This window comes from Pseudomonas khavaziana (genome assembly GCF_019145205.1).
In the GTDB taxonomy this organism is placed as follows: Bacteria; Pseudomonadota; Gammaproteobacteria; order Pseudomonadales; family Pseudomonadaceae; genus Aquipseudomonas; species Aquipseudomonas khavaziana.
Window position 1 is genome coordinate 629,550 of sequence record NZ_JAHSTT010000003.1, and the last position, 21,496, is coordinate 651,045.

At 60.8% G+C, this 21,496-nt stretch carries 21 protein-coding genes; 8 read left to right on the forward strand and 13 right to left on the reverse strand.

The window, feature by feature from the left end; translation table 11 throughout:
• Positions 1-102 precede the first annotated feature (102 nt).
• From cueR to KVH01_RS10785, 3 genes are all read right to left on the reverse strand, one after another.
• On the reverse strand, positions 103-504 hold the full coding sequence (gene cueR / locus KVH01_RS10775) for a Cu(I)-responsive transcriptional regulator (RefSeq protein WP_043051486.1): 402 nt from the start codon (positions 502-504) through the stop codon (positions 103-105).
• A complete protein-coding gene (locus tag KVH01_RS10780; RefSeq protein ID WP_217881404.1) occupies positions 501-2,702 on the reverse strand; it encodes a heavy metal translocating P-type ATPase in 2,202 nt (733 codons plus the stop codon). The genes cueR and KVH01_RS10780 overlap by 4 nt, the downstream gene beginning before the upstream one ends.
• Positions 2,703-2,768: 66 nt before the next feature.
• Positions 2,769-3,149 carry a hypothetical protein gene (locus KVH01_RS10785; protein WP_046070752.1) on the reverse strand — a complete coding sequence of 127 codons (381 nt, stop codon included), beginning with the start codon at positions 3,147-3,149 and terminating at the stop codon, positions 2,769-2,771.
• Between the two features lie 148 nt (positions 3,150-3,297).
• Here KVH01_RS10785 and KVH01_RS10790 point away from each other — a divergent pair, with 148 nt between their 5' ends.
• Positions 3,298-3,495 carry a heavy-metal-associated domain-containing protein gene (locus KVH01_RS10790; RefSeq protein WP_043051483.1) on the forward strand — a complete coding sequence of 66 codons (198 nt, stop codon included), beginning with the start codon at positions 3,298-3,300 and terminating at the stop codon, positions 3,493-3,495.
• An 87-nt stretch (positions 3,496-3,582) separates the two neighbouring features.
• Entirely contained in the window at positions 3,583-4,776 is a 1,194-nt protein-coding gene (locus tag KVH01_RS10795) for a multidrug effflux MFS transporter (protein ID WP_043051482.1), read from the forward strand.
• 8 nt (positions 4,777-4,784) lie between these two features.
• Here the strand turns inward: KVH01_RS10795 and KVH01_RS10800 are convergent, their stop codons facing one another.
• The 3 genes from KVH01_RS10800 to KVH01_RS10810 all read right to left on the reverse strand — a co-directional run bounded on the left by KVH01_RS10800 (position 4,785) and on the right by KVH01_RS10810 (position 6,466).
• The gene (locus tag KVH01_RS10800; protein WP_043051481.1) at positions 4,785-4,967 is read right to left on the reverse strand and encodes a hypothetical protein; all 183 of its coding nucleotides are present in this window, start codon (positions 4,965-4,967) and stop codon (positions 4,785-4,787) included.
• A gap of 146 nt (positions 4,968-5,113) precedes the next feature.
• Positions 5,114-6,127 (reverse strand): zinc-binding alcohol dehydrogenase family protein, encoded by a 1,014-nt coding sequence (locus KVH01_RS10805; protein ID WP_217881405.1) that lies wholly within the window; start codon positions 6,125-6,127, stop codon positions 5,114-5,116.
• A gap of 45 nt (positions 6,128-6,172) precedes the next feature.
• Entirely contained in the window at positions 6,173-6,466 is a 294-nt protein-coding gene (locus KVH01_RS10810; RefSeq protein WP_043051479.1) for a putative quinol monooxygenase, read from the reverse strand.
• A 117-nt stretch (positions 6,467-6,583) separates the two neighbouring features.
• Here KVH01_RS10810 and KVH01_RS10815 point away from each other — a divergent pair, with 117 nt between their 5' ends.
• The 3 genes from KVH01_RS10815 (at position 6,584) to KVH01_RS10825 (ending at position 9,820) form a co-directional block, all read left to right on the forward strand.
• Positions 6,584-7,513, forward strand: a complete 930-nt coding sequence (locus tag KVH01_RS10815; RefSeq protein WP_217881406.1) for a LysR family transcriptional regulator — start codon at positions 6,584-6,586, stop codon at positions 7,511-7,513.
• A 134-nt stretch (positions 7,514-7,647) separates the two neighbouring features.
• On the forward strand, positions 7,648-8,334 hold the full coding sequence (locus KVH01_RS10820) for an ArsR/SmtB family transcription factor (protein WP_217881407.1): 687 nt from the start codon (positions 7,648-7,650) through the stop codon (positions 8,332-8,334).
• A gap of 115 nt (positions 8,335-8,449) precedes the next feature.
• On the forward strand, positions 8,450-9,820 hold the full coding sequence (locus tag KVH01_RS10825) for an MFS transporter (protein ID WP_043051476.1): 1,371 nt from the start codon (positions 8,450-8,452) through the stop codon (positions 9,818-9,820).
• 125 nt (positions 9,821-9,945) lie between these two features.
• Here KVH01_RS10825 and KVH01_RS10830 read toward each other — a convergent pair whose 3' ends face one another.
• On the reverse strand, positions 9,946-10,899 hold the full coding sequence (locus KVH01_RS10830; RefSeq protein WP_043051475.1) for an adenosine deaminase: 954 nt from the start codon (positions 10,897-10,899) through the stop codon (positions 9,946-9,948).
• Between the two features lie 193 nt (positions 10,900-11,092).
• Here KVH01_RS10830 and KVH01_RS10835 point away from each other — a divergent pair, with 193 nt between their 5' ends.
• Positions 11,093-12,184 (forward strand): calcium:proton antiporter, encoded by a 1,092-nt coding sequence (locus tag KVH01_RS10835; RefSeq protein WP_217881408.1) that lies wholly within the window; start codon positions 11,093-11,095, stop codon positions 12,182-12,184.
• Positions 12,185-12,321: 137 nt separating this feature from the next.
• Here the strand turns inward: KVH01_RS10835 and KVH01_RS10840 are convergent, their stop codons facing one another.
• The 6 genes from KVH01_RS10840 to KVH01_RS10865 form a co-directional block, all read right to left on the reverse strand.
• The gene (locus KVH01_RS10840) at positions 12,322-13,680 is read right to left on the reverse strand and encodes an 8-oxoguanine deaminase (protein ID WP_217881409.1); all 1,359 of its coding nucleotides are present in this window, start codon (positions 13,678-13,680) and stop codon (positions 12,322-12,324) included.
• Positions 13,681-13,890: 210 nt separating this feature from the next.
• Positions 13,891-14,577 (reverse strand): SDR family oxidoreductase, encoded by a 687-nt coding sequence (locus KVH01_RS10845; protein ID WP_217881410.1) that lies wholly within the window; start codon positions 14,575-14,577, stop codon positions 13,891-13,893.
• Between the two features lie 56 nt (positions 14,578-14,633).
• Positions 14,634-15,215, reverse strand: coding sequence for an IMPACT family protein (locus KVH01_RS10850; RefSeq protein WP_043051759.1), 582 nt, complete (start codon positions 15,213-15,215; stop codon positions 14,634-14,636).
• 12 nt (positions 15,216-15,227) lie between these two features.
• Positions 15,228-15,887, reverse strand: a complete 660-nt coding sequence (locus KVH01_RS10855) for a TetR/AcrR family transcriptional regulator (RefSeq protein WP_217881411.1) — start codon at positions 15,885-15,887, stop codon at positions 15,228-15,230.
• 87 nt (positions 15,888-15,974) lie between these two features.
• Positions 15,975-17,369 carry a uracil-xanthine permease family protein gene (locus tag KVH01_RS10860; RefSeq protein ID WP_043051757.1) on the reverse strand — a complete coding sequence of 465 codons (1,395 nt, stop codon included), beginning with the start codon at positions 17,367-17,369 and terminating at the stop codon, positions 15,975-15,977.
• Between the two features lie 87 nt (positions 17,370-17,456).
• A complete protein-coding gene (locus KVH01_RS10865; RefSeq protein ID WP_043051756.1) occupies positions 17,457-18,377 on the reverse strand; it encodes a LysR family transcriptional regulator in 921 nt (306 codons plus the stop codon).
• Between the two features lie 125 nt (positions 18,378-18,502).
• Here KVH01_RS10865 and KVH01_RS10870 point away from each other — a divergent pair, with 125 nt between their 5' ends.
• Positions 18,503-19,852 (forward strand): aspartate aminotransferase family protein, encoded by a 1,350-nt coding sequence (locus KVH01_RS10870; protein WP_043051755.1) that lies wholly within the window; start codon positions 18,503-18,505, stop codon positions 19,850-19,852.
• Between the two features lie 39 nt (positions 19,853-19,891).
• Entirely contained in the window at positions 19,892-21,385 is a 1,494-nt protein-coding gene (locus tag KVH01_RS10875; RefSeq protein ID WP_217881412.1) for a CoA-acylating methylmalonate-semialdehyde dehydrogenase, read from the forward strand.
• The last annotated feature ends 111 nt before the right edge of the window (positions 21,386-21,496 follow it).

Below are 21,496 nucleotides of genomic sequence, written 5' to 3' on the forward strand. Positions count from 1 at the left end.
CTCCCGATGGCGGTGTGTCAGCGACAGATGTGTTGACTGACACTCCCTCATCGGGAGCAAGCCCCCTCCCACATTTGGATTTGCGTGTAGCCAGTTAGAGCATCAGGCGCAGCAGTTGCCCGCTGCCAACTCCTTGAGTATCGGGCAGTCCGGTCGATGATCGCCCTGGCAGTGCTCCATCAGGTCCTGCAAGGTGTCGCGCAGTTGCCCCAATTCGCGAATCTTGTGATTCAGCTCGTCGATGTGCTGGCGCGCCAAGGCTTTTACGTCGGCGCTGGCCCGTTGGCGGTCTTCCCACAGGGTCAGCAGCTTGCCGACTTCTTCCAGTGAAAACCCCAGGTCCCGCGAGCGCTTGATAAACGTCAGGGTGTGCAGGTCGTCATGACCGTACACGCGATAGCCGCTGTCAGTGCGATGGGGCGTCTTCAGCAGGCCGATGGATTCGTAGTAACGAATCATCTTTGCGCTCAGCCCGCTGGTGCGGGCGGCTTGGCCAATGTTCATGGGCGTTGATCCTCCAAGTCCTTGGGTTTCCAGGTTTTCAACAACAGGGCATTACTCACCACGCTGACGCTGGACAAGGCCATCGCCGCACCGGCCAGCACCGGATTGAGCAAGCCGAAGGCGGCCAGGGGAATGCCGATCAAGTTATACACAAAGGCCCAGAACAAGTTCTGGCGAATTTTCGCGTAGGTCTTGCGGCTGATCTCCAGGGCCGCCGGCACCAGGCGTGGGTCGCCACGCATCAAGGTGATGCCGGCCGCGTGCATGGCCACGTCGGTGCCGCCGCCCATGGCGATGCCGATATCGGCCGCAGCCAAGGCTGGGGCGTCGTTGATGCCGTCGCCGACCATCGCTACCACGCCGGTTTTTTTCAGCTCGGCAACGGCAGCCGCTTTGTAGGCGGGCAGTACCTCGGCGTGCACGTCGTCGATACCCAAGGCCTCGGCGACGACCCGAGCGCTACCGTGGTTATCGCCGGTGATCAGGTGGCTGCTGATGTGTTGCGCCTTGAGTTGTTGCACGGCCTCCAGTGCGCCGGGCTTGAGGGTGTCACCAAACGCGAACAGGCCCAACACGCGAGGCTGCGCGCCTTGCTCGATCAGCCAGGACAAGGTGCGGCCTTCGGCTTCCCAATCCTTGGCGCGCTGAGCCAATTCGCCCGCCTCCAAGCCCGTCTCTTCCAGCAAGCGTCGATTACCCAGCGCCAGTGGCCGACCGTCCAGCGTGCCGGCAATGCCGCGCCCGGTCAGGGACTGGCTGGCGCTCACATCGGCCACCTCCAGACCTTTCTCCTGGCACGCATCCAGCACGGCCTTGGCCAATGGGTGTTCACTGCCGCGTTGCAACGCGCCGGCCTGTTGCAACAAGAGTGCTTCGTTACCATCCACGGCCGCCAGGTGCGCAATTTTCGGCGCGCCGGAGGTGAGGGTGCCGGTCTTGTCGAAAACCACGGCGCTCACCGCATGGGCGCGCTCCAATGCTTCGGCATCCTTGATCAGAATGCCGTGGCGCGCGGCGACGCCGGTGCCGGCCATGATCGCGGTCGGTGTGGCCAGGCCCAGGGCGCAAGGGCAAGCGATCACCAGCACGGCAACCGCATTGATGATTGCGGTTTCCAAGGATGCGCCGTACCACCACCAGCCCACTACGGTAATCAACGCCAAGACCAATACCGCTGGTACAAATACCTGGCTGACTTTATCCACCAGTTTCTGGATCGGCGCCTTGGCGGCCTGGGCGTCTTCGACCAGGCGAATGATGCGCGCCAGCACACTCTCGGCTCCCAGGGCCAGGGTGCGCACCAATAAACGACCTTCACCGTTGATGGCGCCACCGGTGACCGGGTCGCCTGGCTGTTTAGGCACCGGCAGGCTTTCACCGCTGATCAGCGCCTCATCGGCATGGCTTTGGCCCTCCACCACTTCACCGTCCACCGGAAAGCGTTCGCCGGGTTTGACCAGCACCAGGTCACCGTGCTTCAACGCATTGATCGCGACGTCTTCTTCGCGGCCATCCTGCACTCGGATCGCCCGTTCCGGACGCAAGGCTTCCAAGGCGCGGATCGCGCTGGCGGTCTGGCGTTTGGCGCGGCTTTCCAGGTATTTGCCCAGCAGCACCAGGGCGATGACCACCGCTGAGGCTTCGAAGTACAGGTGCGGCGTCACGCCGGGGGCGGCGGTGAGCCATTCATAGATGCTCAGGCCGTAGCCGGCGCTGGTGCCGATCGCCACCAGCAGGTCCATATTGCCGGCGCCGGCGCGTACGGCTTTCCATGCCGCGGCATAGAAGCGCGCACCGAGGATGAATTGCACCGGCGTGGCCAGGGCAAACTGTATCCAGGCGGGGAGCATCCAGTGCAGGCCGAAGGGTTCCACCAGCATTGGCAGCACTAAGGGCAACGCCAGCAGGATCCCTGCCACCAACGCCCAGCGCTCACGGCGCAGGCGTCGGGCCTGGTCGGCTTCGGTGGCGGTTTCGCTTTGGGGCAGGGTGGCGGTGTAGCCGGCCTTGTCGACTGCGGCGATCAGTACGCTGGCGTCCATCTGGCCGAGCACTTCGATATGCGCGCGTTCGTTGGCCAGGTTGACGCTGACACGCTGTACCCCCGGCACCTTGCCCAGCGCGCGTTCGACGCGGCCGGCACAGCTGGCGCAGGTCATGCCGCCGATGGGCAAGTCAAATGTGGTGGATCCATTCATGGGACAGTCCTCCAGGAGAAGTTGCCCTTAGGATCAACCTTAACCTGTGGGGAAGGTCAAGCGTCTTCAGTATTCCAATGCCGCAGGCTTGAGGTACATGCCGTCCGGGCCTTGAGCGATACGCAATTTGCGTACATCGCCAGCCTTCAAGGTAATGTTCTGCGCGGGTGGCGCCAGCAGGCTGGGCAGGCAGCCTCCGGACTGACCTGGTAGCAGCTTGAGACGCAGCGATACATCGCCCGCAGGCAGATTGAACGAGGTGGCCTGTTCCTGGAACAGGCGCCCGGCCAACTGGTCCTGGATATACAGGCCGATCTCGCAGTTGGTCGGCACCTCCAGGCGCTCGCGGGAAATGATCAGCACCGCATAATCTTCAGCGGCAAGGGCTTGGGGCGCAGCAGCAGACAGGCTCATCAGGCCGGCAAGGGCAAAAAACGACCAGCGCATGGCGAATGCTCCGTGGTTCACAGCAAGGAAAGTTGAAGCTTGGCCGACGTTGCCTGCGAATACCAGCCCGGCCGATTTTTTTGAAACTTGACCTTGCTGTCGTGGCAAGGTTGACACTGTGTCCCAACCTCATCAAAGGAGTCATGTCATGCAAATATTCAGTGTTGAAGGAATGACCTGCGGCCATTGCGTTCGATCGGTGACCCAGGCGGTACAGAGCCAGGACCCGGCAGCGAGTGTCGAAGTCGATTTGGGCGCCAAAGAAGTGCGCGTGGCAAGCAGTCTGCCCTCGGATAAGGTCATCCAACTGATCACCGAGGAGGGCTACACCGCCAAGCTGGCGTGATTTTTCTGATCGTTAGCGACCTAACGTAATGTTCATGGCACCCAAGCGCGGCTAGACTGTCGGGCTGCCGACTCACTTGGGTGTCTGATGAACCTTCGCATAATCCTGATTTTGGGCGCCTTGAGCGCCTTTGCGCCGTTGGCGATCGATTTTTACCTGCCGGGCTTTCCGGCGATGGCCACGGCCTTTGCCACCGATGAAAAACATATCCAGTTGACCCTGGCGGTGTACTTCGCCGGCCTGGCCATTGGCCAATTGATCTACGGCCCATTGGCCGACCGCTTTGGTCGTCGCGTGCCGCTGCTCAGTGGCGTCACCCTGTTTACCCTCGCATCCTTCGCGTGTGCCTACGCACCGTCCCTGGAATGGCTGATCGGTGCGCGCTTCGTGCAGGCCCTTGGCGGTTGCGCGGGCATGGTGATTTCCCGGGCGGTGGTCAGTGATAAGTGCGATGCGGTGGGCTCGGCCAAGGTGTATTCGCAACTGATGCTGGTCACCGGCCTGGCGCCGATCCTTGCACCTTTGGCGGGTGGGTTGATGGTCGGGGTGTGGGGCTGGCAATCGATCTTCCTGGCACTGTCGCTGTTCAGCGTAATGGCGGCAATTGCCGTGGCAGTCGGGTTGCCGGAAACCTTCCCGGCCGATCAGCCGCGCCAGCCTTTGTCTGGTTCGTTGCGCCGCTACGGCTCGCTGTTGTCGGACCGCGTATACCTCGGCTATGCCTTGACCGGCGGCATCTCGATTGCCGGGATGTTTGCCTACATCGCCGGCTCTCCGTTCGTATTTATCAAACTCTACGGCGTGCCTGCCGAGCATTACGGCTGGCTGTTCGGTTCCAACGCCGCCGGCTTTATCCTGGTAGCGCAGTTGAATGCGCGGTTGCTGGCCAAGCGCGGCCCGGCGTTTTTGTTGTCGCGCACGGTGTGGGTGTATGTCGCGGCGGCGTTGACGCTACTGGGTATCGCCGCGCTGCGCACCGAGGCCTTGTGGCCTTTGCTGGTGCCGCTGTTTATCTGTATCGCCAGCCTGGGCTGCATTTTGCCCAATACCTCGGCGTGCGCCATGAGCGGGCAGGGCGCCCGGGCCGGCAGTGCGTCGGCGTTGCTCGGTTGCATTCAGTTCGGTGTGGCGGCAGGGGCTGCGTCTTTGGTCGGCGTGTTGCACGACGGCACGGCGATGCCGATGGCCATGGTTATCAGCTTGTGTGGTGTGCTGGCGGTGACGATTGCGATGTCGACCCAGCGCCTGCAACGGGCAAGGGCCGAACAGGCGCAGGTCTGAAATGCGGCTCAGCCAGCGGCGGAGCGTTGCTGGCCGAGGGGAAAGCGGTGGGGCGCCTGGATACGGGCTTGCAGGGTATCGGCAAAGGCGCGGGCCTCGGCTTCACTGCGAAAGGTGATGGCTTCGCCGTCGAGACGAACCTGCCATTGGCTGCCTGGGGATTTTGCTAACGCTTTTATCAGGATCTTCATTGCTGACTTCCTCGCGTAAAAGACTCGTGGCAAAGGCGGCCAATATAAACCCGAATCCCCTTAAAAATATGACAAGGGTCAACTCTCGGACTAATGGTGTCGTCCATTACTTACATGAATAACGGACGACACTGACAGTCGTTTTTTCAGAACCCTTCCAGCACGATCTTGCCCTTGGCCTTGCCACTTTCCAGCAGCGCATGGGCACGTCGCAGGTTGGCCGCATTGATCACACCGAAGTGCTCGCCCACCGTGGTTTCCAGGATGCCGGCGTCGATCAGTTCGGCCACGCGGTTGAGCAAGTTGTGCTGCTCGATCATGTCCGGCGTTTCGAACATCGAGCGGGTGTACATGAACTCCCAGTGCAGCGACAGGCTCTTGCGCTTGAGCTTGCTCACATCCAGCGCCTTGGGGTCATCGATCAGCGCCAGCTTGCCTTGGGGTTGCAGCGCCTCCACCAGTTGATCCAGGTGATGCTCGGTCTGGGTCAGGCTGGCAACGTGGGTCACTTGCGGGTGGCCGGCCTGTTTCAGCGCTTCGCTCAACGGCTGGCTGTGGTCGATCACCAAGTCGGCACCCAGGGCCTTGGCCCAGGCCTGGGTTTCGGGACGCGAGGCGGTGCCGATGACTTTCAGCGCGGTGAGCTGGTTGGCCAGTTGCGTCAGGATCGACCCCACACCGCCAGCAGCGCCGACGATCAGCAGGCTCTGGCCTTGATCTTCCTTGCCTTCAATTATCTGCAAGCGTTCGAACAGCAGCTCCCAGGCGGTGATGGCGGTCAGCGGCAGTGCAGCGGCCTCGGCAAACCCCAGGCTCTTGGGCATATGGCCGACGATGCGCTCATCTACCGTGTGCAGTTCGCTGTTGGCGCCTGGGCGTACCAGGGAACCGGCGTAAAACACCTTGTCGCCAGCCTTGAACAGCGTCACGTCGCTGCCAACGGCCTTGACCACACCGGCCACATCCCAGCCCAGCACCTTGGCGGCGCCGTTTTCGGGGGCGACGTTCTGGCGCACCTTGGTGTCCACTGGGTTGACCGAGATGGCTTTGACTTCCACCAGCAGGTCACGCGGGCCGGCCACGGGCTCCGGCAGTTCGATGTCTTGCAGGGATTTTGGGTCGTGGATCGGCAGTGAGGCGTAGTAGGCAATGGCTTTCATGGTGGCTTCCGGTAAAGGGGGCGTGATGCGGACTTGATGGTGGGATCAGGCAAGGAATTTCAGGCGCTTGAGTTCGAAATGTTCGAGCACGTCAGCGGCTTTGGCGCGAAAGCTCTGGATATGCGCGCTCCGGTCATGGTCGGCCAGTGCTGCCTCATCGCTCCAACGTTCGAGCATGTAGAAGGTCTCGGGGTGTTGCAGGTCCTGATGCAGGTCGTACTGCTCGCAACCGGCTTCCAGGCGGGTCGGTTCCAGCAGGGCACGCAGCAAGGGTTCCAGGGTGGCTTGTTGGCCGGGTTTGGCGATCAGCGTGGCGATGACGTTAAAGGCGGTGGACATATTCAACTCCTGGCACGTGATGACGGAATGCGCAGATGATTGGCTATTTCCCATGCAGATAAAAGCGGCTAAAACAGCAGTCTGTTTCAACCAAATTTTGATAATGGATGGAAGTGCATGCTGCGGTTTGATGATTTGCAGTTGTTTGTGCGCGCTGCGGACCTGGGCAGCCTGTCGGCGGCGGCGCGGGTCATGGACCTGTCGCCCGCGGTGGCCAGTGCTGCGCTCAAGCGTATCGAGCAGCAACTGGGCACGCGCTTGCTGGCGCGCTCAACCCGCAGCCTGCGCCTGACCGCCGAAGGCGAGGGCTTCCTGGAGTACGCGCGTGCGTCACTGGGTGCGCTGGACGAAGGGCGACGACTGTTGGCCAGTGGTCAAGATCATGTCAGCGGCGTGCTGCAATTGTCGGCGCCATCGGATTTTGGGCGTAACCAGCTGGTGCCGTGGCTGGACGAGTTCCAGCAGCAACACCCGCAATTGAATGTGCGCCTGTTGCTCGGCGATCGCATTGCCGACCTGTTCCGCCAGCCGGTGGACATCGCCTTGCGCTATGGCGAACCCGAAGACTCCAGCCTGATTGCGCTGCCTATCGCCCCGGACAATATTCGAGTGCTGTGTGCCGCCCCCAGTTACCTCGCCCGCCATGGCGAGCCGCGCCATCTGGAACAACTGGCCCAGCACAATTGCCTGCTCTACATGCTCGGCAGCCGGGTGCATGACCACTGGGGGTTTTACGACGGCAAGCGTCATGTAAGCCTGACGGTCAGCGGTGACCGGTTCAGTGATGATGCCGATGTCGTCCGCCGCTGGGCGGTGGCGGGGATGGGTATTGCCTACAAGTCCTGGCTGGATATAAGCACCGACGTGCTGGCCGGGCGCTTGCGCTTGATCCTGCCGGCGTTGCAGGGCGAGCGCACGCCGCTCAACTTGTTGTGTGCCCATCGTGCGCAATTGAGCAAACCGATCAATCTGCTGCGGGACATGCTCGTGGCACGCTGTGCGACATTGACCGCGCAGCGACCGGGGCGAATGGCTGCTAGGCAATAGCCTGCGTCACGGTCGGAAGTTTCACTCATACCCTGTCCTGATCTGCGCTGTAAGACGTCGCGGAACCGCTGGCCTGCGCACCTATACTTTGGCCTCAACCGCAGCAGAAAAATGGTTTAACAGGGAGTGAATACATGGAAGCAGCACCTTGCATCAGTCAGATCGCCAGCTTGCTCGCCGAGCCCAAACGCACGGCCATGCTCTGGGCCTTGATGGACGGCTCGGCGAAGTCTTCAGAAGAGCTGGCGAGCCTGGCCGGACTGTCGTCAGCATCGGCCAATGCACATTTGGCGCGCCTGGCCGGTAGCGGCCTGCTACGAACCGAGGCTCGACGGGGCAAGCGGTTGTTTCGCGTGGCGGCTGCGGATGTCAGTGTCGCCATTGATGCGCTGGCCAGCACCACCATGGCCAGCGCGGCGCGCAGCACGCCGAATGCTTTGCCGCTGGCACTGATGGCGCCACCGCTGCTGCGGCGCGCCCGCCTGTGTCACGGCCATCTTGGCGGCGAGCTGGCGGCGGGGCTGTACCAGCGGATGTTGGAGGCAGGCTGGATCGAGCGCCATGAGCAGCGTACCGAGGTCACGGTCAAGGGCGCGCAGTATTTGGCAGGCCTGGGCATTTTTACCCAGGCATTGGCGGCGCCGTTGGCCTGCGATTGCTTCGACTGGAGCCAGCAGCAACCGCATCTGGGCGGTGCGCTGGGCGCGGGATTGTTGCAGCTGTTTCTGCAGTCGGGCTGGATCGGTGTGGTCAACGAGTCGCGGGCCTTGCAGGTTTCCGATATCGGGCTCGTGGAAATCAACCGGCTGGCGGCAGTGTAGGCGCCTCGTCAGCGGTTTGCGTCGTTCAGGGTTTCAGTCAGGTCGCATCCAGCAATAGCCAGGAATAACGATGTCGCACACTCGCCGAGGGGATTTTTCACAAGGGGGGTGTGGCATGGGTATGCAGGGCTATAGCGCAGCGGAGCGGTTGGAACGGCTGCCGATCAGTGGTTACCACCGAATCATTTTCATCATCATCGCCTTGGCGTTTTTCTTCGACTCCATGGACTTGGCGATGATGACCTTCCTGTTGGGTTCGATCAAAACTGAGTTTGGCTTGAGTACCGCCCAGGCGGGATTACTGGCCAGTTCGAGCTTTTTCGGCATGGTGGTCGGCGCTTCGCTGTCCGGCATGCTTGCCGATCGCTTCGGGCGCAAGCCGGTGTTCCAGTGGAGCATCGTGTTGTGGGGTGTTGCCAGTTACTTGTGTTCCACGGCGCAGACGGTGGAGATGCTGACGTTGTTTCGTATCCTGCTGGGCATTGGCATGGGCATGGAGTTTCCCATCGCACAGTCGATGCTGTCGGAGCTGATTCCGGCCAAGGGGCGCGGGCGCTACATCGCATTGATGGATGGTTTCTGGCCGTTGGGCTTCGTAGCTGCGGGCGTGCTGTCTTACTTCCTGTTGCCGGTGATTGGCTGGCGCGACATTTTCCTGGTGCTGGCGGTGCCGGCGGTGTTTGTGTTGGCCATCCGGTTCTTTATCCCGGAATCACCGCGCTGGCTGGAACAGGCCGGAAAGCATGACGCGGCGGATAAGGTGTTGCTGGGCATTGAGCAGAAGGTACGCGAGTCCCTGGGCCGCGCTGATTTACCCGAGCCGGTTGCCCTGCCACGGGTCGAGACTGTGCCGGGGACTTTCTTCTCCGCGTTCCAGCAGCTGTGGTCGGCGCAGTATCGCCAACGCACAATGATGATCTGGAGCGTGTGGTTTTTTGCCTTGCTCGGCTTTTACGGGCTGACGTCGTGGTTGAGTGCGTTGTTGCAGCAGTCGGGTTTTGCCGTGACCCAGTCGGTGTATTACACCGTGATTATCTCCCTGGGCGGGATCCCGGGCTTCCTGATGGCGGCGTGGCTGGTCGAACGCTGGGGGCGTAAGCCGGTGTGCGTCGTGACGCTGCTGGGCGGCGGGGTGATGGCGTTTTTGTATGGGCAAAGTGCGGTGTTTGGCGGCAACGTCGGCCTGCTGATTACTTCGGGGCTGCTGATGCAGTTCTTCCTGTTTGGCATGTGGGCCGTGCTGTACACCTATACGCCAGAGTTGTATCCCACCTCGGCGCGGGCGACAGGCTCCGGGTTTGCTTCGGCGATTGGCCGGGTCGGATCGCTGCTGGGGCCGTTGGTGACCGGGCTGGTATTCCCGATAACCGGGCAGGGTGGGGTGTTTGCCCTGGGCGCGCTGTGCTTTGCGGTGGCGGCGCTGGTGGTGTGGGTGTTTGGGATGGAGACCAAAGGCAAGACGCTGGAAGAGCTCACCCAAATCTAAGGTCAACACAAAACCAGGTGGGAGGGGGCTTGCTCCCGATAGCGGTGTGTCAGGCACTTATGTGTCACTGATCCACTGCTATCGGGAGCAAGCCCCCTCCCACATGTTGAGCAGCGCTTGTTCGGTTATGGTTTGACCAAACGCGCATCCAGGCTGTTTTGCGCCAGGCGTTTGGCCTGGTCCTGGGTCATGCCCAGGGAGGTGTACAGCGCGTGGAAGTTCTCGGTGACATAGCCGCCGAAGTACGCCGGGTCATCCGAGTTCACAGTCACCTTCACGCCACGCTCGAGCATGTCGAGAATGTTGTGCTGGGCCATGTCGTCGAACACGCAGAGCTTGGTATTGGACAGCGGGCACACGGTCAACGGGATCTGTTCGTCGATGATGCGCTGCATCAGACGCTCATCTTCGATGGCACGCACGCCATGGTCGATACGCTGGATCTTCAGTAGGTCGATGGCTTCCCAGATGTACTCGGGCGGGCCTTCTTCACCGGCGTGGGCCACGGTCAGGAAGCCTTCGTGACGGGCACGGTCGAACACGCGCTGGAACTTGCTCGGCGGGTGGCCCATTTCCGAGCTGTCCAGGCCCACGGCCACGAACGCGTCACGGAACGGCAGGGCCTGGTCGAGGGTTTTCTCGGCTTCGGCTTCGCTCAGGTGGCGCAGGAAGCTGAGGATCAAGCCGCTGGTGATACCCAGTTGCTGCTCGCCATCCTTAAGTGCCGCGGCGATGCCGTTGAGCACCACTTCGAACGGCACGCCACGGTCGGTGTGGGTCTGCGGGTCGAAGAAGGGTTCGGTATGAATCACGTTCTGGGCCTTGCAGCGCAGCAGGTAGGCCCAGGTCAGGTCGTAGAAATCCTGGGACGTGCGCAGCACATCGGCGCCTTTGTAATACAGGTCGAGAAACTCTTGCAGATTATTGAAGGCATAGGCCTTGCGCAGGGTTTCGACATCGTTCCACGGCAGCGCAATCTTGTTGCGCTCGGCCAGGGCGAACAGCAACTCAGGCTCCAGCGAACCCTCCAGGTGCAGGTGCAATTCAGCCTTGGGCAGGGCGTTGAGCCAATCGTACATTTTTAAAATCTCATCAGGTGCAATGGCGGCATTCTACAGGCCATGGCTGAAATAATCGGCAAAACCTGACCAGCAGGAGAGTATTTGTCTCACCCACGCAAGGATGACGTGAACTAAGGTGTAACGAAACGTTAGCGGCTTGGCGCAGTCTGTACCCCATCAATGACTGATTCGCTGTATGAAAAGGCCCGGAATGCTCACATCCCTCAAGCAAGAAAAATTCATGTTGCTGGCGCTGATCGCCGCCATTGCCGCCTACCCGCTGGAGCACTGGATGCTCCACAGCGGGCAACTGGTGGCGCTGCTGGCGGGCTTGGCGCTGATCGCCTTTATCGTGATGGCTTCGATGCGCGTCGCGCACCATGCCGAGCAACTGGCGGAAAAGGTAGGTGACCCCTACGGCACCATGATCCTGACCCTCGCCGCGGTATTGGTGGAAGTGGTGATCCTGGCGATCATGATGAGCAACGAGCCATCGCCCACGTTGGTGCGTGACACCATTTACTCAGCGGTGATGCTCGATATCAACGGCATCCTCGGCCTGGCCGCGCTGATGGGGGGTATCAAGCATGGCGAACAGTCCTACAACGATGATTCAGCACGCACCTACAGCGTAATGATCCTTACTGCCATGGGCGTGTCGATGGTGGTGCCGGAGTTTATCCCCGAAGCGGATTGGAAAATCTACTCGGCCTTCACCATCGGCGCGATGGTGGTGCTGTACACCTTGTTTCTGCGCATGCAGGTGGGGCCGCACAGCTACTTCTTCAGCTACAGCTACCCGGAAAAACGCCGCAAGAAAACCCTGGAAGAGGAGCAGTCGCCCCCCGTCAACCTGGCGTTCTCGATCGGCACCCTGGTGTTTGGGGTGATCGTGATCGGCGCATTGGCCGAAGTGATGTCCAAAACCCTCGACCTGGGCCTGGAAGGCACGGGCGCCCCGCCGGTGATCACGGCGATTGTGGTGGCGGCGATCTCTGCCGCGCCGGAAATCCTGACGGCACTGCGCGCTGCGTTGGCTAACCGCATGCAGTCGGTGGTGAATATCGCGTTGGGGGCATCGTTGTCTACGGTGATCCTGACGGTGCCGGTGATGGAGGCCATGGCCCTGTATTCCGGCCAGCCGTTCCAGATGGCGATGACGCCGGTGCAGACGGTGATGGTGTTTATCACGCTGATTGTCAGCGCGATCAACCTGAACGATGGTGAAACCAATGCCATCGAGGGCATGACCCATTTTGTGTTGTTTGCGACCTTTATCATGTTGTCGTTGCTGGGGCTGTAACCAGACTTCTAAGAACACCCTAGAATCAAATGTGGGAGGGGGCTTGCCCCCCGATGACGGTGTTTCAGGCACTTATATGTCACTGATCCACCGCTATCGGGGGCAAGCCCCCTCCCACATTTTGAACCTCGTTTGGCTTAGGTTCCGGCGATTAACTGCCGCGCTGCCTGGCTGTGATCAGCGATCAAGCCTTTCAGGTCCAGGCCTTCGACTTGGCCGTCGATGACTCGCCACTGGCCGCCGATCATCACCCGATCTGCTCGATCCGCACCGCATAACAGCAGCGCTGAAATCGGATCGTGGCTGCCGGAGAACCGCAGCTCATCAAGCTTGAACAACGCCAAGTCAGCCTGTTTACCCACGGCCAATTCACCGATATCAGTACGCCCCAGTAGTTGCGCCGAGCCTTTGGTGGCCCAACCCAGCACGCCTTCGGGAGTGATTTTTTCCGCGCCGTAACGCAGGCGCTGGATATACAGGGCCTGGCGCGCTTCGAGGATCATGTTCGACGCGTCGTTGGAAGCGGAACCGTCCACGCCCAGGCCGATGGGCGCGCCGGCGGCGAGCAGATCCAGGGTCGGGCAGATGCCGGAGGCCAGGCGCATGTTCGAGCTTGGGCAGTGGCAGATGCCAGTACCGGCGGCGCCCAGGCGTGCGATTTCATCCGGGTTGAAGTGAATACCATGGGCCAGCCAGGTGCGTGGGCCGAGCCAGCCGACGCTGTCGAGGTAGTCCACGGTACGCAGGCCGAAACGTTGCAGGCAGAAGTCTTCCTCGTCGAGGGTTTCTGCCAAATGGGTGTGCAGGCGCACATCCAGGCGGTTGGCCAGCTCGGCGCTGGCTTGCATGATCTCGGGGGTGACCGAGAACGGCGAGCACGGCGCCAGGGCTATCTGGATCTGTGCACCGTCGCCACGCTGGTGGTATTCGCGGATCAGGCGCTGGCTGTCGTCGAGGATCACCTGGCCTTGTTGTACGGTCTGCTGCGGCGGCAGGCCGCCATCGGCTTCGCCCAGACTCATGGAGCCGCGGGTGAGCATGGCGCGCATGCCCAGTTCGCGCACGCTTTCTACCTGCACATCAATGGCGTTTTCCAGGCCATCGGGGAACAGGTAGTGGTGGTCGGCTGCGGTGGTGCAGCCTGAGAGCAGCAATTCAGCCAAGGCGACTTTGCTGGCCAGGGCAAGTTTTCCCGGGGTGAGCCGTGCCCATACCGGGTATAAGGTTTTCAACCAGGGAAACAACGGCTGGTTGACCACTGGGCCCCAGGCGCGGGTCAGGGTTTGATAGAAGTGGTGGTGGGTGTTAATCAGCCCGGGCAGGACCACATGCTCGCGAGCGTCGAACACCTGTGCACAGGGTTGTGCCGGTTCTTGGCCTTGGGCCAGCACTTCGGTGATCACACCGTCTTGCAGCACCAGGCCGCCGCGGGCATCAAGGCCGTTGGCAGTGAAAATCGCGAGAGGGTTTTTTAACCAGATACGGGTCGCAGGCATTGGCCGGCTCCTCTGAATGATGGGTTCAGGTTTGCCAGCTCAGTGTTGCCCTGTCTGCTGATCCAGGGTCGCCGGGGAGGGCGAGGTGGGCAGTTTACCTCTGTAGGAGCGAGCTTGCTCGCGAAAATCGTCAACGATGACGCGGGCAGTCTGGCTTTAAGCAGTGCCTGGGCGTTCTTCGCGAGCAAGCTCGCTCCTACAGTTGGGGGGCTACCAGGCGATGGTGTCGCCCTTGTAGTCCACGAAGTGGTGGCCGCCCTTGCCGGTGTAGGCATTTACCTGATCCACCAGGCCGCGCACGCTGGTGTCGACGTCGATATGCGCATTTTCGCCGCCCATGTCGGTTTTCACCCAGCCCGGATGCATCGAAAGCACGGTCAGCTTGTGATCGCCCAGTTGGGTGATAAAGCTGTTGGTCATCGAATTAAGTGCAGCCTTGCTGGCCTTGTACAGCGCCAGGTCCGAACCGTCGGGAATGGTCACGCTGCCCAGTACCGAGCTCATGAAGGCCAGCACACCGGTGTCTTTGCGGATCTGCCCGACAAAGCGCTGGGCCAGGTTAATCGGTGCCACTGCGTTGGTGAAGAACAACTGGCCGACTTCCGCCAGGGTGGCGTGGCCGGGCTCCTGATTCGCCGGGCCCTTGACGCCAGCGTTGACGAACAGCAGGTCGAAGGTGCGGTCTTTCAGGCGTTGGGCCAGGGCGATCACGGCTTGCTGGTCGTCCATGTCCAACTTCTCGACCTGCACCGCTCCGACGGTTTTCAGCGCATCGGCTTTGTTCGGATCACGCACGGTGGCGGTCACGTCCCAGCCGTCCTGGAGCAATTGCTTGACCAGGCCAAGGCCCAGCCCGCGTGAGGCGCCGATGATCAGTGCAGTTTTTGGCGTAGACATGAAAGGCTTCCTTTGAAATCGCGGTTCAGGGAGTTCAGCACGTAACAGTAGCAGTTTCAGCGTTGCAGCAGGATGCGCCCACGGCTCAGGTCGGCGAGCTGGGCTTGTAGGGTGTCGATGTGTGCCTCCCCCAGTGCAAGCTGCAGCTCCACGCCGTTGGCGGTGAAGGTTTCTTCCAGCACCAGGCCTGCGAGTTCAGCGACACGCAGCTTCACCAGGTTCAGCTCGGAAAACCCACAGGCGCAGCTCAGTGGCACGCGGCTGATCAGTTCGATGCGCTCGGCATTTTGCAGGCATTTGTTTGCACCGCCGCCATAAGCACGGGCCAGCCCGCCGGTACCCAGCTGGATGCCGCCGTACCAGCGGATTACCAGCACCGCGACCTGATCAAAGCCCTGTGCCTCGATGGCGGCAAGAATCGGGCGCCCGGCGGTGCCACCTGGTTCGCCGTCATCGTTGCTGCGGTATTGGTCGGCCAGCTTCCAGGCCCAGCAGTTATGCGTGGCATTCAGGTCGCTGTATTGCTCGAAAAATGCCTGGGCGTCCTGCGGGCTGGTGATGGGTGCCGCCAGGGTGATAAAGCGGCTTTTGCGGATTTCTTCACGAAATTCGCAAAGGCCTGTCAGCGTAAAAGACATAACTCGCTTCGTTTATTGGGCTGGCTTGATGCCGCAGCCTTTGAGGATGATCTGGATCAGATTGGTGCCAGCGTCTTCCATGTCTTGCTTGGTCAGCTTGGTGCGACCGGTGACACGGCAGATCTGGGTGGCGAAGTCGGCGTAGTGCTGGGTGCTGCCCCACAGCAGGAAGATCAAGTGCACCGGATCGACGGGGTCCATCTTGCCGGCGTCGATCCAGGCCTGGAACACCGCCGCCCGGCCACTGAACCAGGCGCGATAGTCCTGGCTGAAATATTCGGTGAGGCATTCGCCGCCGCTGATGATCTCCATGGCGAAGATCCGCGAGGCTTGTGGCTGGCGTCGCGAAAATTCCATCTTGGTGCGGATATAGCGCGTGAGCGCCACGGCAGGGTCGTCCTCGGCTGTCAGCGCGTTGAAGGTGCTGTCCCACAGTTCGAGGATATTGCTGAGTACCGCGATGTAAAGGCCCAGCTTGTTGCTGAAGTAGTAATGCAAGTTGGCCTTGGGCAACCCGGCACTGGCAGCAATGGTATTCATGCTGGTGCCTTTGTAGCCATGGCGGGCGAATTCATCTTCAGCAGCTTGGAGAATCGCTTGTTCGTTCTTTTGCCGAATGCGGCTGGCGGGTTTACCGGCGTGGTTGCTGTGGGCAGGAACTTCGAGGCTCATGGAGGTTTCCGTGCTGATCGATAGAGGCGACGTGTGCACAGATAACCCACCCTCAAGCCTCAGACAAGTCCCGATGCAATAAAACCGTCAAAGCGGTTCCAGGCTGTCGCGTTCTGGAGTGTGGTTTGCGGCAGTGGCGCTCGCCTTGGCTTCCGGCAGTAGCAGGCACAAGAGGATGGCGGTGAGGCCGCCGCTGGTGATGGCGGAGTCGAACAGGTTCTGCACCAGTGTTGGCATCAGGTGCAGCAGGTTGGGTTGGGCAGCGATACCCAGGCCGACGCCGAACGAGGTGGCGATGATCAGCATGCTGCGTCGGTCCAGCGGCGCCTGGGCAAGAATACGCACGCCGGCAGCGGCCACACTGCCGAACATCACCAGGGTTGCGCCGCCCAGCACTGGCTTGGGAATTTGCTGCAGCACGGCGCCGATCAGGGGAAACAGACCGAGACAGAACAGCAACGCGCCGATATATAAGCCGACGTAACGGCTGGCCACGCCGGTGAGTTGGATCACGCCATTGTTCTGGGCGAAGGTGGTATTGGGGAAGGCGCTGAAGGTGGCGGCGATCATGCAGCTCACGCCATCGCCCAGTACGCCGCCCTTGAGTCGGTTTATATAAGAGGGGCCGTTGATCGGTTGGCGGGCAATCATGCAATTGGCAGTGAGGTCGCCGACGGTTTCGATACTGCTGATCAGATAAATCAGCGCTACCGGCAGGAAGGCGCTCCAGTCGAAGTTGAAACCGAAGCGGAACGGCGTAGGCAGGCTGATCAGGGGCAGGTCAGGCAGGGCCTGGGGAGTGAGTTTGCCGCTGAACCAGGCGGCCAGGCTCCCCAGGGCCAGGCCGATGATGATCGCCGAGAGGCGCACCCATGGGGTATTGGAGCGGTTGAGCAGAATGATCGTCAGCACCACGAACAAGCCGAGCGCCAGGTTGGCGGGGGCGCCAAAGTCCGGTGCATTGAAACCGCCACCGAGGTCGGTGATGCCTACTTTGATCAGGCTGATGCCGATCAGCGTAATCACAATCCCTGTAACCAGGGGCGTGATGACTCGGCGCAGTTGGCCGATAAAGCGGCTCAGCACGATCTGTACCGCCGCGCCGAAGAAGCACACGCCGAAGATCATCGCCAGAATATCTTCCGGGCTACCGCCGCGTTGCTTCACCAGAAAGCCTGCTGACAGCACCGCGCCGAGAAACGCAAAGCTGGTGCCTTGCAGACAGATCATTCCGGCGCCGATACCAAACGGCCTGCGTGCCTGGATGAAAGTACCTACGCCCGAGACCATCAGCGCCATGCTGATCAGGTAGGGCAGGTGGGCGGTGAGGCCGAGGGTAGAGCCGATGATCAGCGGTGGGGTGATGATGCCGACGAACGCCGCCAGTACATGTTGCAGCGCTGCCAACAGTGCGGGCAGTGGTTTCGGGCGGTCGTTGAGGCCGTAGATCAGGTCGCTGGAGCTGGAGGATTGTGGGGGCATGGCGGGTTAACTCGAGGCGAACGGTTCAAGGTCCCTGTGCCTTGCAAAAAGCTGTCCACCTGCTCAACTTTTACTTCGAGGCCCGTTTTAGCGGGTTGCGGCCAGGCTTTCCAGGAAGCTTTCCAGCACCAAATGAGGGCGGCGGCCCTTGCGTGTGACCGATGCCAGGCTCAAATCGTAAAAACGTGTAGCCGGTTTCAGTGCGCGCAGTCGGCCTTGTTGCACCCACAGGCTGGCGTAGTGGTCGGGCAAGTAGCCGATGTAGCGGCCGGTAAGGATCAGGAACGCCATGCCTTCACGGTCCGAAGCGCTGGCGGTGCAGTTTAGCGCCTGGTAGTGGGCCTGGATCTGCGCGGGCAGGCGGAAGGTCGGAGCGATGGCGTCCTGGTCGTCGATGCGTTCGTCTTCCAGCTGTTTGTTATCGGCATAAAACAATGGGTGGCCGACTGCGCAGTAGAGTAGCGAGCGTTCGCTGTACAGCGGTTGGTATTCCAGGCCAGACAGCGCGCTGGCCTGGGGCACCACGCCGACGTGCAAGCGTCCGTCGAGCACACCTTGCTCCACTTCATTGGGGGCGATCATGCGGATCTGGATCTGCACATCCGGGCCTCGCTCCTTCAATTGCGCCAGTGCATGGGTGATGCGCATATGGGGCAGGGTGACGAGGTTGTCGGTAAGGCCGATGATCAATTCACCGCGCAGGTGCTGGTGCAGGCCGTTGACTTCAGTGCGAAAGCTCTCCAGGGCACTCAATAACTGCAGGGCTGACTGATAAACCTCGCGACCTTCCTCGGTCAGGGAAAACCCGGCGCGGCCGCGTTGGCAGAGCCTTAGCCCGAGGCGCTGCTCAAGGTCGCTCATCTGTTGGCTGATGGCCGAGCGGCCAATACCGAGTACGGCTTCTGCCGCCGAGAAGCCGCCGCACTCCACCACGCTGCGAAAAATGCGCAACAAGCGAATATCAAAATCGCTGACTTGCGCCAGAGGGTCGGGACGACGGCTGCTCATAGTTTAGTGAAGTCCTGACTGAAGGTTAGAAGAGTTGAATTTCATCGACTTTATCCCCGTGGCAATTTAGCTGCAACCACGCTTTCCGATCCCGACGCTGCCTTTTGCCTTGCGAGGTTTTGCTGATGAACATGCCCGAAAACGCCCCATCGTCCCTGGCCAGCCAACTTAAGCTGGATGCGCACTGGATGCCCTACACCGCCAACCGTAACTTCCAGCGCGACCCGCGCCTGATCGTGGCCGCCGAAGGCAGTTGGTTGACCGATGACAAGGGGCGCAAGATCTACGATTCGTTGTCGGGGTTGTGGACCTGTGGCGCCGGGCATACGCGCAAGGAAATCCAGGAAGCCGTGGCCAAGCAATTGGGCACCTTGGACTACTCTCCAGGCTTCCAATACGGTCATCCGTTGTCTTTCCAGCTGGCGGAAAAGATTACCGACTTGACACCAGGCAACCTGAATCACGTGTTCTTCACCGACTCCGGCTCCGAGTGTGCCGATACCGCAGTGAAGATGGTGCGCGCCTACTGGCGCCTGAAAGGCCAGGCCACCAAGACCAAGATGATCGGGCGCGCCCGCGGCTACCACGGTGTGAATATCGCCGGTACCAGCCTGGGCGGCGTCAACGGTAACCGTAAGTTGTTTGGCCAGGCGATGATGGATGTCGACCATCTGCCTCACACCTTGCTGGCGAGCAATGCGTTCTCCCGGGGGATGCCGGAGCAGGGCGGTATTGCACTGGCCGATGAATTGCTCAAGTTGATCGAGCTGCATGACGCGTCGAACATCGCGGCAGTGTTTGTCGAGCCGATGGCCGGTTCCGCTGGCGTGCTGGTGCCGCCACAGGGTTACCTCAAGCGTCTGCGTGAGATTTGCGATCAGCACAATATCCTGTTGGTGTTCGACGAAGTGATCACTGGTTTCGGCCGTACCGGCTCGATGTTCGGTGCCGACAGCTTCGGCGTGACCCCGGACCTGATGTGCGTCGCCAAGCAAGTCACCAATGGCGCGATCCCGATGGGCGCGGTGATTGCGAGCAGCGAGATCTATCAGACCTTCATGAACCAGGCGACGCCGGAGTACGCCGTGGAATTCCCCCACGGTTACACCTACTCGGCGCACCCGGTGGCTTGCGCGGCTGGCCTGGCGGCATTAGACCTGTTGCAGAAGGAAAACCTGGTGCAGCGCGTAGCCGAAGTCGCACCGCACTTTGAGAATGCGCTGCACGGTCTGAAGGGCAGCAAGAACGTGATCGACATCCGTAACTACGGTCTGGCCGGTGCGATCCAGATTGCCCCGCGTGACGGGGATGCCATCGTGCGGCCATTCGAGGCTGGCATGGCCTTGTGGAAAGCCGGTTTCTACGTGCGCTTTGGCGGTGACACCCTGCAGTTCGGGCCAACGTTCAACAGCAAGCCGCAGGACCTGGATCGTCTGTTTGACGCGGTCGGCGAAGTGCTGAACAAGATCGACTGATTTCTCCTTCTATATAGAACAATTTTTCAGGAGCCCTGCATGAGCCTTATCCAGCATTTGATCAACGGCCAGTTGGTCAGCGACAGCGTTCGTACCGCCGATGTGTACAACCCATCTACTGGCCAGGTGATTCACCAGGTGCCGTTGGCCAGTCGCGAAACCATTCAAAGTGCGATCGACTCGGCCAAGGCGGCATTTCCGGCCTGGCGTAATACGCCGCCGGCCAAGCGTGCGCAGGTGATGTTCCGTTTCAAGCAATTGCTGGAGCAGAACGAAGCGCGTATCTCGCAGTTGATCAGCGAAGAACACGGCAAGACTTTGGAAGACGCCGCGGGCGAGCTCAAGCGCGGGATTGAGAACGTGGAGTACGCGTGCTCGGCACCGGAGATTCTCAAGGGTGAGTACAGCCGCAACGTTGGGCCGAACATTGATGCGTGGTCGGACTTCCAGCCGTTGGGCGTAGTGGCAGGGATTACGCCATTCAACTTCCCGGCCATGGTGCCGTTGTGGATGTACCCGCTGGCGATTGTGTGCGGTAACTGTTTCATCCTGAAGCCGTCCGAGCGTGATCCGAGTTCGACGCTGCTGATCGCGCAGCTGTTGCAGGAAGCTGGCTTGCCTAAAGGTGTACTGAGTGTGGTGCACGGCGACAAGGGCGCGGTTGATGCATTGATCGAAGCGCCGGAAGTAAAAGCCTTGAGCTTTGTAGGCTCGACGCCGATTGCCGAGTACATCTATTCCGAAGCGACCAGGCGCGGCAAGCGCGTACAAGCGTTGGGCGGGGCGAAGAATCACGCCGTGCTGATGCCGGATGCAGATCTGGATAATGCCGTGAGTGCCTTGATGGGCGCGGCCTATGGTTCCTGTGGTGAGCGTTGCATGGCGATTTCGGTGGCTGTGTGCGTCGGCGACCAAGTGGCGGATGCGTTGATCGCCAAGTTGGTGCCGCAGGTCAAGGCGTTGAAAATTGGTGCGGGCACCTCTTGCGGTCTGGATATGGGGCCATTGGTGACGGGCCAGGCGCGGGATAAGGTCAGTGGCTACATAGAAGAAGGTGTGGCTGCGGGTGCGGAGTTGGTGGTTGATGGTCGCGGCTTGAGCATCGCCGGGCATGAACAAGGGTTCTTTCTCGGCGGCAGCCTGTTCGATCGCGTGACCCCTGAGATGCGCATCTATAAAGAAGAAATCTTCGGGCCGGTGCTGTGTGTGGTGCGAGTCGACAGCCTGGAAGCTGCAATGCAACTGATCAATGATCACGAATATGGCAATGGCACCTGCATCTTCACCCGTGATGGTGAGGCGGCGCGGCTGTTCTGTGACGAGATTGAAGTGGGCATGGTGGGGGTCAATGTGCCGCTGCCGGTTCCGGTTGCCTATCACAGCTTTGGTGGTTGGAAGCGCTCGCTGTTTGGCGATCTGCATGCCTATGGGCCGGACGGGGTGCGTTTCTACACCCGTCGCAAGGCGATTACCCAGCGTTGGCCGCAACGGGCTAGCCATGAAGCGTCGCAGTTCGCCTTTCCTAGCCTGTAAGGCTCGGTAAGTGGAAAGCCGGCTCCTGGGGCCGGCTTTCGCGTTTTCGGGGCTTTTTTGACCCATATGACAGAAATGTGAAAAAGAAGGTTGACGGCAGATTCTGGAAGC

Bases quoted from the DNA above. Each gene is read 5' to 3' on its own strand.
- KVH01_RS10815 (WP_217881406.1), top strand. From the start codon at position 6,584: ATGCTGCGGTTTGATGATTTGCAGTTGTTTGTGCGCGCTGCGGACCTG.
- KVH01_RS10805 (WP_217881405.1), bottom strand. From the start codon at position 6,127: ATGAAAGCCATTGCCTACTACGCCTCACTGCCGATCCACGACCCAAAA.
- KVH01_RS10855 (WP_217881411.1), bottom strand. From the start codon at position 15,887: ATGAGCCTCGAAGTTCCTGCCCACAGCAACCACGCCGGTAAACCCGCC.
- KVH01_RS10860 (WP_043051757.1), bottom strand. From the start codon at position 17,369: ATGCCCCCACAATCCTCCAGCTCCAGCGACCTGATCTACGGCCTCAAC.
- KVH01_RS10810 (WP_043051479.1), bottom strand. From the start codon at position 6,466: ATGTCCACCGCCTTTAACGTCATCGCCACGCTGATCGCCAAACCCGGC.
- KVH01_RS10850 (WP_043051759.1), bottom strand. From the start codon at position 15,215: ATGTCTTTTACGCTGACAGGCCTTTGCGAATTTCGTGAAGAAATCCGC.
- KVH01_RS10780 (WP_217881404.1), bottom strand. From the start codon at position 2,702: ATGAATGGATCCACCACATTTGACTTGCCCATCGGCGGCATGACCTGC.
- KVH01_RS10825 (WP_043051476.1), top strand. From the start codon at position 8,450: ATGGGTATGCAGGGCTATAGCGCAGCGGAGCGGTTGGAACGGCTGCCG.
- cueR (WP_043051486.1), bottom strand. From the start codon at position 504: ATGAACATTGGCCAAGCCGCCCGCACCAGCGGGCTGAGCGCAAAGATG.
- KVH01_RS10795 (WP_043051482.1), top strand. From the start codon at position 3,583: ATGAACCTTCGCATAATCCTGATTTTGGGCGCCTTGAGCGCCTTTGCG.
- KVH01_RS10785 (WP_046070752.1), bottom strand. From the start codon at position 3,149: ATGCGCTGGTCGTTTTTTGCCCTTGCCGGCCTGATGAGCCTGTCTGCT.
- KVH01_RS10800 (WP_043051481.1), bottom strand. From the start codon at position 4,967: ATGAAGATCCTGATAAAAGCGTTAGCAAAATCCCCAGGCAGCCAATGG.
- KVH01_RS10820 (WP_217881407.1), top strand. From the start codon at position 7,648: ATGGAAGCAGCACCTTGCATCAGTCAGATCGCCAGCTTGCTCGCCGAG.
- KVH01_RS10790 (WP_043051483.1), top strand. From the start codon at position 3,298: ATGCAAATATTCAGTGTTGAAGGAATGACCTGCGGCCATTGCGTTCGA.
- KVH01_RS10845 (WP_217881410.1), bottom strand. From the start codon at position 14,577: ATGTCTACGCCAAAAACTGCACTGATCATCGGCGCCTCACGCGGGCTG.
- KVH01_RS10840 (WP_217881409.1), bottom strand. From the start codon at position 13,680: ATGCCTGCGACCCGTATCTGGTTAAAAAACCCTCTCGCGATTTTCACT.
- KVH01_RS10835 (WP_217881408.1), top strand. From the start codon at position 11,093: ATGCTCACATCCCTCAAGCAAGAAAAATTCATGTTGCTGGCGCTGATC.
- KVH01_RS10870 (WP_043051755.1), top strand. From the start codon at position 18,503: ATGAACATGCCCGAAAACGCCCCATCGTCCCTGGCCAGCCAACTTAAG.
- KVH01_RS10865 (WP_043051756.1), bottom strand. From the start codon at position 18,377: ATGAGCAGCCGTCGTCCCGACCCTCTGGCGCAAGTCAGCGATTTTGAT.
- KVH01_RS10875 (WP_217881412.1), top strand. From the start codon at position 19,892: ATGAGCCTTATCCAGCATTTGATCAACGGCCAGTTGGTCAGCGACAGC.
- KVH01_RS10830 (WP_043051475.1), bottom strand. From the start codon at position 10,899: ATGTACGATTGGCTCAACGCCCTGCCCAAGGCTGAATTGCACCTGCAC.